Annotated in this window: 9 protein-coding genes and 1 pseudogene; 3 read left to right on the plus strand and 7 right to left on the minus strand. The window is 43.0% G+C overall.

All coding sequences use genetic code 11. The features are described from left to right. Positions 1–413: GNAT family N-acetyltransferase (locus IQ229_RS02890; RefSeq protein WP_194041122.1), on the plus strand; the 413-nt coding region annotated here is incomplete at its 5' end. Positions 414–452: 39 nt separating this feature from the next. Here the strand turns inward: IQ229_RS02890 and IQ229_RS02895 are convergent. The 5 genes from IQ229_RS02895 to IQ229_RS02915 form a co-directional block, all read right to left on the minus strand. Beyond that, positions 453–1,283, minus strand: coding sequence for a class I SAM-dependent methyltransferase (locus IQ229_RS02895; RefSeq protein WP_194041124.1), 831 nt, complete (start codon positions 1,281–1,283; stop codon positions 453–455). After that, positions 1,280–2,410 carry a CO2 hydration protein gene (locus IQ229_RS02900; RefSeq protein ID WP_194041126.1) on the minus strand — a complete coding sequence of 377 codons (1,131 nt, stop codon included), beginning with the start codon at positions 2,408–2,410 and terminating at the stop codon, positions 1,280–1,282. The genes IQ229_RS02895 and IQ229_RS02900 overlap by 4 nt, the downstream gene beginning before the upstream one ends. Positions 2,411–2,670: 260 nt before the next feature. After that, a complete protein-coding gene (locus tag IQ229_RS02905) occupies positions 2,671–3,966 on the minus strand; it encodes an NADH-quinone oxidoreductase subunit M (RefSeq protein WP_322743930.1) in 1,296 nt (431 codons plus the stop codon). After that, on the minus strand, positions 3,887–4,354 hold the full coding sequence (locus IQ229_RS02910; RefSeq protein WP_194041128.1) for a DUF4112 domain-containing protein: 468 nt from the start codon (positions 4,352–4,354) through the stop codon (positions 3,887–3,889). Before IQ229_RS02910 ends, IQ229_RS02905 begins: the two co-directional genes overlap by 80 nt. 87 nt (positions 4,355–4,441) lie before the next feature. After that, positions 4,442–5,341, minus strand: coding sequence for a YihY/virulence factor BrkB family protein (locus IQ229_RS02915; protein ID WP_194041130.1), 900 nt, complete (start codon positions 5,339–5,341; stop codon positions 4,442–4,444). A gap of 132 nt (positions 5,342–5,473) precedes the next feature. On the opposite strand from IQ229_RS02915, the gene IQ229_RS02920 reads away from it, so the two are divergent. Then, entirely contained in the window at positions 5,474–5,935 is a 462-nt protein-coding gene (locus IQ229_RS02920) for a hypothetical protein (protein ID WP_194041132.1), read from the plus strand. Positions 5,936–6,065: 130 nt separating this feature from the next. Here the strand turns inward: IQ229_RS02920 and thrC are convergent, their stop codons facing one another. Beyond that, positions 6,066–7,157, minus strand: coding sequence for a threonine synthase (thrC, locus tag IQ229_RS02925; RefSeq protein WP_194041134.1), 1,092 nt, complete (start codon positions 7,155–7,157; stop codon positions 6,066–6,068). Positions 7,158–8,060: 903 nt separating this feature from the next. Here thrC and IQ229_RS02930 point away from each other — a divergent pair. Further along, positions 8,061–8,255, plus strand: coding sequence for a hypothetical protein (locus tag IQ229_RS02930; RefSeq protein ID WP_194041136.1), 195 nt, complete (start codon positions 8,061–8,063; stop codon positions 8,253–8,255). Between the two features lie 100 nt (positions 8,256–8,355). Here the strand turns inward: IQ229_RS02930 and IQ229_RS02935 are convergent. Next, positions 8,356–9,653, minus strand: a pseudogene (locus IQ229_RS02935) (hypothetical protein); the annotation flags it as partial.

Here is a 9,653-nt window from a genome sequence, read left to right on the forward strand (position 1 = left end):
ATACTATTCATGAAGTGAATATTCATGATTACACACAAGAACAAGTAGATGCTTGGGCACCAGCAAACATGGATATAGAAGTTTGGATTAAAAGTTTAGGAAGTAAATTTACTTATGTCGCAGAAGAACAAGACAAAATTATTGGTTTTGGAGAATTAGAGGCTAATGGTCATATTGACCGTTTCTATTGTCATAAAGATTTTCAAAGGAAAGGTGTGGGTAAGAAAATCTTAGAACAGATTGAATTAAAAGCACACTCTTTAGGAGTGGAAAAGTTATTTACAGAAGCCAGTATTACAGCTAAACCTTTTTTTGAGAGTCAGGGATTTATTGTTATCAAAAAGCAAGAAGTAGAGCGTAGAGGGCAAAAACTGATAAATTTTGTCATGGAAAAACACTTCAAAAATTGCTAAATTCATCGGATTACAGCAATTTAAAAAAGTTGTTCTAGCTTATGGTTTGTAACCTACAGCCAGCATCACAGAAGCGGGAATTTCCACACCATTTTTTGTGACATACTTTGAGGCTCCCTCGATAATTGCGTTTTCAATATTGCGCCGTTGCTCATCACTTTGCATTGCCAACATCGACCCCAAACGCGCTGAACTTACAATAATCTTTGGCATCACATCTTCAGGTGTAGAGAAAGTCCACTTGATGGGCAGTTCTCTGACAGACACCTGAGTAAATCCTTGAGCGCTTAAAACCATTTCGCATTCAGTGGGGTCGCCAAAGCGAAACAGGGGAGGCCCAGAAGGAAGATCCACATCCATACTGCCATAAGTCTGCACCGAACCCAGTATCAGAGCCATAAACGGATTACGCGTTGGCGGTGTCCAGCAGGTGAAAGCATACCGCCCTCCCGGTTTGAGTACGCGAAAGGATTCAGCGATCGCTTTTTCTGGGTTTGGGAAATGGAGGATACCCAAGTTACAAACCACCGCCTCAAACTGGCCCGACTCGAAAGTTAGGTTCTCAGCATCCCCATGATGGAATGACCCTTGAGGACATCGCTCTCTGGCAATGGCCACCATCTTCTCTGCAAAGTCTAATCCTGTGACTATAGCCTGCCGCTTTAGTGCTGCGGCACTAAGCCACCCAGTTCCGCAAGCCACATCCAGCAATCGAATACCAGACTTAGTTCCGACGGCATCCAATATGGCTTCATCTACCTGAGAAGTCACAACAGCGATCGCGCGATCGTATTCTTGAGCTATAAGAGAAAATTTGTCGCACTCGAATTGCTTGAATGCCTCGTGAGTAATGGTGGAATCATCCGTCATTTATTCACATCCAGCAACCGCGAAGTTTGTAACCGACTCATCCACTTCTCTAAATAAACTCGATTACCTTTTTGTTCATTTGGATCTTTAGTATCTAAAGGATGAGGCATCAGTCCCAAAATCGTTGCTGTCGTCACGCAAAACATCGATTTTTGGAAACTTATACAAATTTGAACTCGCAAATCATCTTCACCCCGAAGACTGCGACGATAAATTTCGTGCAAATATTCTGGAAGATAATGACGCATATCTTGCATCAACAAGGTAGGAGGAATACCCGCGCCGCCGATGGGCAAAGGATCGGCATACAATGCACCATATTGAAATCGACTTTGATCTGGGGGAATTTGATATCCTTGGGCATTGTATGAAACAGTACCGTGAAAAGGAGTTCCTCGGAAGAATACTGCTTCTACATAAGGTATTGCTGTATCTGCTAAGAAAGTCAAACCAACGCTTTTGGGAATGATTTCATAGACCTTACCTCGAATTTTAACAGCGTAGGTAATTGGGTTTGATGCATTTGCCACTAACCCAGCTTTAATGTGGTCTACAACTTGGGAAATCGATTTAATTTCGCCTCGGTCATAGCGGTCTGATAAATTGAGGAACATATCAGCCATGACTCGCCAGAATTGACCTAAACCGGTGTAATAAGCAGAGACACGCAACTGTTCTGTTAAGAAATCTGGAAACAGTTGGTTAATACTAAGAATAAAGGGATTATTTTTAAATTTTGCGGCAATAACGGCTTGCGCTCTTTCTTGAAATTCTTGTGTATCTAAATAGGTATCTAGTCCGCCGCCACCGTGCCACATCATGCCTTTCATGCAATATTCGGCATATTCAAAATTAATTCGGTCATGCCACCAGTGACGGAGTAATTTCTGAAAAGAAACCTCTCCATTAAAGTATTTAAAAAATGGGAAAAATACTAAAAACTGATGCTCGGCAATATAGTTAAGATTTTTTGAGTAAGCATCTAAAACTACCCCATAGCTTTTAAGAATACCAACAACTTCCAGCACATTCTCTGGACTATCCGGGAGTAATGCATCTCCTTTTTGTAGGCGTTCAATATACTCAGCTAAAAGATTGTGAGTAGCTTTCTTTTTAATAGTTACCATTGGCATCTCTCCAAAAAGTTTAGGGATTTGTCATTTGTCATTTGTCATTTGTCATTGGGCATGATTATTCTCCTTGTCTCCTTGTCCCTAATCCCTAGTACAGCACAGCGGAAGTAAACCACCCCTGACGCTCGAAGACTCGCTAACGCTGCGCTAACGGGTTCGGCAGTTCCTCATGGGGGGAACCCCCTCTGAGCGACTGCCTCACCATTTCAAATCTATGAAACGCTTACGCTGTATTCATTTTTAATTTTTAATTTTTAATTCCGCCTTGCGGTACTAGTGCCTATTGCTTTATCTAAGGACACTGCTACTACTACGTTTTGGGTATTTACCATTGCTGTAATTGTTGGTTCAGTCCAACGTACTAACCAACTAGGTTGAATGCCAAAAATCACAATCAGCACAGCTAAAATTGCAGCTGGGATGCGATCGCTCCAATACACACGCGGTAAGTTAGTAACTGATGCAGACAGGCGTCCAAAAAAGGCGCGGTTGACGAGAATTAAGAAGTAAACTGCTGTTAAACCAGTACCAAGCATACATAAGAGGGTTTGCACTGGAAAAACTGGAAAACTTCCTCGATAAACTACGAATTCGGAAATAAACCCTAGCATTCCCGGTATACCAGTGCTGGCCATGACTCCGACAATCATCAAGCTACCGATTACTGGCATACCCCGTTCCGGGTTCAGTAATCCTTGAATGATTGCTAAATCACGGCTTCCGGCTTTTTTATACACAACTCCTACCAGCAAAAACAGCATGGCGGAAATCAAGCCGTGGCTAATCATTTGCATCACAGCACCCAATACACTTAAAGGTGTGGCCGCCGCCGCCGCTAAAAGCACGTAACCCATGTGTCCAATGGAGCTGTATGCTACCATTTTTTTCATATCGGTTTGGGCGATCGCACAGGATGAACCATATAGTACGCTCACTACTGCCCAAGTCGCCAACCAAGGAGCCAAATAAGCCCAAGCTTCTGGTAACAAGTTCATGCCAAAGCGCAGTAAGCCGTAAGTTCCCAACTTCAACAGCACCCCAGCCAATAGCACGGAAATCGGTGTGGAAGCTTCAACGTGAGCATCTGGCAACCAAGTGTGGAAGGGAACCAAGGGAATTTTAATTCCAAAACCGATCAAAATTCCTGCTAGCAATAAAAGCTGTGTGGCTAGAGGTAAAGTTGTCGCATTCAAGGTTGCTAGTGCAAAGCTAGAGGAACCACTCAGCCAAACCATTCCGAGGAAACTTGCTAAGAGTAGGATTCCCGAAACGGCTGTATAAATAAGAAATTTAGTCGCAGCATAACCCCGTTTGGCGCCACCCCAAATTGCTATTAGCAAATACAGCGGAATTAGTTCCAATTCGTAAAACAGGAAAAATAGCAGTAAATCCTGTGCTAGAAAGGCTCCTGTCACCCCAGCGCTTAATAATAGTACCAAAGAGTAATAAAATTTAGGACGCTGTAGCGATTCATCGCTGCTGTAGATGGCAATGGCAGTTAACAATCCATTTAAAACCAGTAACGGCAAAGATAAACCATCTGTCTGCACTCTTTTGCTCGCTGGGAAACTTTAAGTATTCTTCCAATAGCTTGATATTATTAGTGTTAGCTCTCCAGGCAAAATCAAAAAAGTCTCCCAAAACTGGGACAGCTCCTACCAAGCCATCAATGATTACATTCAAAACCATTTTACCTAGAGTCGCTCTAGATACGCCTAGTCGTGCTGCTTCTAGAATGATGTAGCTAGAAAACATTATTCCCAAAAAATCACCACCAATCGGTATGAATCCTAAAATTGGATCTAAACCAAAACCAATCTTTGTGCCAGGAATGGTAATAACATTATCTAGCAGCCGACTTAACTGACGCAGACGTTTCAGGGTGGGTGCTTTGGCATCAGGTTCAATCATCGGAAATCGAGGAGGAGAATCAGGCATGGAGGCGATCGCTAACTTTGTATTGAATCGTTAGATATTTTACTCCCCTACTGAGCTTTTGCAATCATTTTCTCAGGGATTTACGAATTAATATTTTACTTGCGATTGCGGCTGGGCTTTTAAGCGCATATCTTCGCCGACAGTTACGTTCAACTGATCGCCGATTAACAGAACAGCAGCGCTCATTGACAGCCAGAGCATTAAAACTATCACTGCTCCTACAGCACCATATACTTTATTATAATTGCCGAAATTCGCCACATACAGCCGAAATAGGGCAGACAACATTGCCCAAAAAACAGCTGCTAAAATTGCTCCAGGCATCATTGGCGTGCCTGAGTTCCACTTGCTTGGGCCGTAGCGATAGACAAAGCCAAAGGCGACAGCGACAATACTTAAAGTTAAAGGCCAGCGTAATAGCAGCCAAAGATGCAACAAAAAGATTAAAGAACTATTTTCGCGCGCTACTATTCCCAATAGCCAATCGCTGGTAAACACTGAGAAAGAAGCCACTATTAAAAGCAACATAGTACCAACTGTTAATCCCAGAGAGACAAGCTTGGCTTTCCAAAAGGGGCGGATGTTTTCTGAGGGAATTTGATGGATTTGATCGAGGGCTGTCATTGCGGTACTCACCGCCCCAGAAGCAGTCCAAATTGCTAATACAAAGCTTAGAGAAAATAAACCACTGTTTTTTGAGTTAGTAATTTCTGTGGTAGCAAAATCACGAATTAGCTCCAGGGCTTCTTCAGGTAGGACTTGACTTAGTTGTGCCGCCAGTTGTTTAAAGGTGTTTTGTAAAGATTCTGCCAATAAACCAATAGCTGTGATGATAGCAAGAATTGCTGGAAACAGCGATAGCATGGCATTAAAGGCGATTTCCGAGGCGAGTCCCAAAAGTCGCCTTTCGATTGTTCTGGAAAAAGTTTTTTTAATCGTGCGCCAATTGAGGTGGCGAAAGAAGCGAAAAAAACGAAGCTTTGGCATAATTTAGAGTTAAAACTGGTTGGGTTTATTAACTACTGTGCTAAATTTTGCGTAGCGATCGCATCTATCTTTCTACCGCAAGAATACCGAGTGGGAAGTGGGGAAGAGTTCCTAACTAATGACTATTAATCTATGAATCAAGATTTAACACAACAGTGGTTGACAGAAATCCAGGTAATCAAAGAGCAGATGGCGGAGCTTCAACACGAGCGCGATACAGCTTGGGAAAGTGCCCAAAAATGGCGTCAGCTTTACAATACAGAAGCAGAACAACGCCGTACAGATACTCAACTTTCCCAACAAACGATCGCCTCCCTTAAGGCAGAACTGCATAAACTCCAAGGTTTTGAAATAGACACACTAACTGCTGGGACACCAGTAGCTATCCAACAAGAAATAGAACAGCTAAAATCTGTGGAAGGCTTGCAAGCTAAACTGATCGCCGCAATTAAAGAACGCGATCGCCTTTTGCAAGCTTTGAAAACTGAGCAGGATAATCACGCCCAAACCCGCAATAGCTTAACTACTGCCTTGGGTGATGCTATTGATAGCTTGACACATGAACGAGGAGGGGCAGGGAAAAAAGGGGAATAGGGTACAGGTTACAGGGTATAGAAGAGGAAAGACGGGTTGTGGTATTCACTGATGCAAGTGAAGAAGGAAATAGGGTACAGATTATTCCCTATGACCTGTCACCTGTCACCTTTCCCCTAATCCCAATGCCTTAAAATCCCATTGCCTCAGCTACTGCACCCAGTTCTGCCGCGATACCTTGTTGAAATTGACTGTGATTGTGTTTAATGGCTGTATCTGGGTCTTTTAGTCCATTGCCTGTGAGGACACAAACCACTGTCGCCCCTGTAGGAACTTGGTCTTTCACCTGCAACAACCCAGCGACAGAAGCGGCGCTAGCAGGTTCGCAGAAGATACCTTCTGATGCTGCCAAAAGTCGATAAGCGTCGAGAATTTCTGTATCGGTAACGGCGTGGAAATTTCCCTGACTGGCGGTTTGGGCTGCGATCGCTAACTCCCAACTTGCAGGGTTGCCAATGCGAATTGCTGTTGCTAGGGTTTCGGGATGCGCCACTGGCTGACCGTGTACTAAAGGGGCTGCTCCTGCGGCTTGGAATCCCATCATCCGGGGTAGGCGATCGCACTTTCTAGCTTGATGATATTGACAAAATCCCATCCAATATGCTGTGATGTTTCCCGCATTTCCCACGGGAATACACAACCAGTCTGGTGCATCACCCAATGCATCGACAATTTCAAAGGCTCCTGTTTTTTGTCCTTCTAGGCGGTAGGGATTGACCGAATTCACCAAAGTGATCGGATAGCTTTCGGCCATCTCGCGGACAATTTCTAGCGCTTGGTCAAAATTACCTTTAATTGCCAATACTTCTGCGCCATACAACAACGCTTGAGCTAACTTGCCCAGCGCCACATAACCGTCGGGAATCAATACAAAGGCATTCATCCCTCCCCGTCTGGCATAAGCGGCGGCGGCGGCTGAGGTGTTGCCCGTGCTGGCACAAATGACTGCTTTTGCCCCTGCTTCCTTGGCCTTGGAAATTGCCATAGTCATCCCCCGGTCTTTGAAGCTGCCGGTGGGATTCAGACCATCATATTTTACAAAAACCCGTACTTGTCTGCCAATGCGTTCTGCGATCGCTGGCGCTGGTATTAGAGGTGTGTTGCCCTCTAAGAGAGTGACAATCGGTGTTTCTTCGCTGACAGGCAAGTATTCGCGATAGGCTTCTATCAGTCCGGGCCAGGGTTGGCGATGAGATGTAGCAACAGACAGGCTCAAAGTCACGGGATTTAAAATTTCTTAATGTAAGGATTGGATATTTAGAAAGGGTGGGATCGGGAAACGCAAAATGGGAAAGAGTAAGAAAGTAGATTTTTCGTTACCAGTTGCCGATTCAGAGTTCCCTAATCCCAAAGAATCTTGTTAAGAATATTATTTTTTGTGGTGCAGGCGTTTCACTTGCTATTTTTATTTAGAGCATTAATTTATCATAAACTGCCACGGCGACCTTCGGTTCAACAAATTACCTTAGAGGAGAATGACGAGGTAAAAAATCATCTGTAAATCTATAGGACTCTTATTTGATTTTTGAACAAGACTCAGTATATATCTATCTTTTTTTTCTATTCCCTGTTCCTTATTCCCTATTCACAGGCTTGCCTCATAACTCTCTGAAATGCTGATTTATCCGTAGTTAAAGCCGTTTTTAGGGCCTTCGTTTAGTCAAATATATCAGTGGATTTTCTTACCCTATTCGCTTCAGTGAAGATAGGAAAATACTTAAGAGGCTGTCTCTTTTTGAGAATATCCTTCTACCTCTTTTTCTACGAGATACTGCACTAAGTGTAAGTGCTTCGCCCTACGTTTTTTCATAATTTAGCGTAATTCTTGATATAGTCTACATATAATTTCTTGCGTAAATTCCCTAAAAACGGCGATAATCATTTGTACAACCATAATTGACAAACTATAAATTAACTATTCCTAAGTAGCGTCTAGTGGAAGGAAGCTTTACATACTTGGGTCAGTGTTTTTTGGAACACAGCCATTCTAATCACCGTCTTTTATGATTGAACCCAAAATCCATTAGAGTAATTGATTGAAAATATACAATAATGTAATAAAGCTTAAAAGAGCATTATTATAATATTTCTAATGGTGTGAGTTAAATTGTGGATTTAATTAGCGATGCCTACTTATTTATCTAGTGTTTCCGATCGCGAGTCCCAGACTGCCTGGGTCAGTAAGTTAACCAAGTCTTATTATCAAGACGATCAGCAAGCTAAATTGATGCATTTACAAGCAGAGGTAGACTCTCTGTTGCAGCAATTGGAAAACCTGAAGCACCAACGTCTAGCCGAAACTAACCAAAAAGAAGAATAAGTCAGTCTTGTAGATAGCGATGTCTACGACGGGCTACGCCTACGCTTTTCCCCTCTTTAATTTAAATTTGAGTAAAGGGGAAATTTGATTCAGGGGTGCGTTATTCAAAGCGCTGATTTTTCTCTGACCAGCGCCTCAAACTGTAGTTATGAGCATTTTCTACCAATAAAGCTAAGGATTGCGCCCCTGAAAGCTTGGCGATCGCAGAGAGTCTTTGTAAGTAATTTCCTGTAAAATCAGTGTAAATGACTTTATTTACATCAGACAAAATTATAGTCCGGTCACGGCGTTGCTCTGGGTTTTCTCCCTGAATTTCAGGTGTCGGCTGATTCAAGGATGCTATGGCTTCTGGTGAGATAGTCAGTATTATTTCTGGTTGAGCATTATTTGTTAAATCAATCACTTGAACGGGCCAATCACCCAATTTTTCCTGCATCTGTTCAAAGCTAGGAATACCACCAGTCGGAACTTCACCGGATTGCTGTAAAGATTGCCACAGAATCGATAGCATTACCTTCACCCCTTGGGAATTTTGTTGATGCAGTTCTCGTAAAGTAATAGGAGATGGTTGCACCCATTCCAGTGCTGCATTTGTCAAAGCTAAAGGTTTGGGTTGGAGAACATCGTTTTGATTATCTGGAATTTTTGGGCCAGCAGCTAATAGGCGCAAAACTTTACCCCGTAGTTGCACCGCTTTGATAGCGGCTATAGTAATTTTTTGTTCTCCGTTAGGCAACCAGACTACAATCTGGATTTCCGGGTCAGAAGTAATTCCCAAAGTTTTCCAGAAAAATTTGGCGGTGTCAGTTTTCGGTGGGTTGAAATTCTCAAAGGGGAAATTTAGCCAGCGTTTCCCGTCATTAAATGCACTCACCTCCACCTGATACCAAACTTGGTTATCAGTAAGTTTCAAATCTGCTGGGGAATTTGGTTGCAGCCACTCGGTATTGGTAACTTGAGTAATTGGTTGCACCGTACCAATAATCTGACTAGGGTGAGTAGAGGATATTTGCGACTTTGTACCCTCACCATTGAGTCTTGCTAACAAACCTTGAATATAGTCAAGATTCTCTTTGGTAATTTTTGGTTGCGCCTTTAACCAAGAATTAGCATGTCCTTCTCCCTGCTGCACTGCTAAAATCAACGCGAACCAAGCTTGCACCTCTCGTCTATTTGGGTTCGCCTGCAACGCTGCTACTGTGCGATTCCACAATCGTTTTTTATCAGCTTTGAGTAGAGTAGCAATTTCTTGGGCATTATGTGGGGACGCTTCAAACACCTGTAAAGCTTTCTCCCAGCGACCATCAATCAAATCTGCCAGCACTTCTTGACTAGGACTTGCCCAAATTTTCTGGGCTTGGGTTTTAGTAAGTTGAGAATGCAAGCGAATCAAATCCA

It is taken from the genome of Nostoc cf. edaphicum LEGE 07299 (genome assembly GCF_015207245.1).
Lineage (GTDB): Bacteria > Cyanobacteriota > Cyanobacteriia > Cyanobacteriales > Nostocaceae > Nostoc > Nostoc edaphicum_B.

Bases quoted from the DNA above. Each gene is read 5' to 3' on its own strand.
- IQ229_RS02920 (WP_194041132.1), top strand. From the start codon at position 5,474: ATGAATCAAGATTTAACACAACAGTGGTTGACAGAAATCCAGGTAATC.
- IQ229_RS02915 (WP_194041130.1), bottom strand. From the start codon at position 5,341: ATGCCAAAGCTTCGTTTTTTTCGCTTCTTTCGCCACCTCAATTGGCGC.
- IQ229_RS02910 (WP_194041128.1), bottom strand. From the start codon at position 4,354: ATGCCTGATTCTCCTCCTCGATTTCCGATGATTGAACCTGATGCCAAA.
- IQ229_RS02895 (WP_194041124.1), bottom strand. From the start codon at position 1,283: ATGACGGATGATTCCACCATTACTCACGAGGCATTCAAGCAATTCGAG.
- IQ229_RS02900 (WP_194041126.1), bottom strand. From the start codon at position 2,410: ATGGTAACTATTAAAAAGAAAGCTACTCACAATCTTTTAGCTGAGTAT.
- IQ229_RS02930 (WP_194041136.1), top strand. From the start codon at position 8,061: ATGCCTACTTATTTATCTAGTGTTTCCGATCGCGAGTCCCAGACTGCC.